Source organism: Paraburkholderia sp. SIMBA_027 (assembly GCF_046535315.1).
GTDB classification, from domain to species: Bacteria; Pseudomonadota; Gammaproteobacteria; order Burkholderiales; family Burkholderiaceae; genus Paraburkholderia; species Paraburkholderia tropica.
On the sequence record NZ_JAWRWY010000466.1, the window covers coordinates 1 to 276 of the forward strand.

1 protein-coding gene is annotated in these 276 nt (G+C 62.0%); it reads left to right on the forward strand.

Features of this window, described 5'->3' with window-relative positions; all coding sequences use genetic code 11:
* Positions 1-276, forward strand: a 276-nt coding sequence (locus SB764_RS39850) for an ATP-binding cassette domain-containing protein (protein ID WP_410866729.1), incomplete at both ends; no start/stop codon positions are given.

Here is a 276-nt window from a genome sequence, read left to right on the forward strand (position 1 = left end):
GCTGCTGCGCATGATCGCGGGTCTGGAAGAGATATCATCAGGTGATTTGTCCATCGACGGCGAGCGTGTCAACGATCGCAGACCGAAGGATCGCGACATCGCCATGGTGTTCCAGTCCTATGCCCTCTATCCGCATATGAGTGTCGCCGACAATATGAGCTACAGCCTGCGCCTGCGCCGCAGCACCAAGGAAACCATTGCGGCCGCCGTGGCCGGCGCCTCCGCAAAGCTCGGGCTCGATCCCTATCTGGCGCGCCGTCCAAAGGCGCTCTCCGG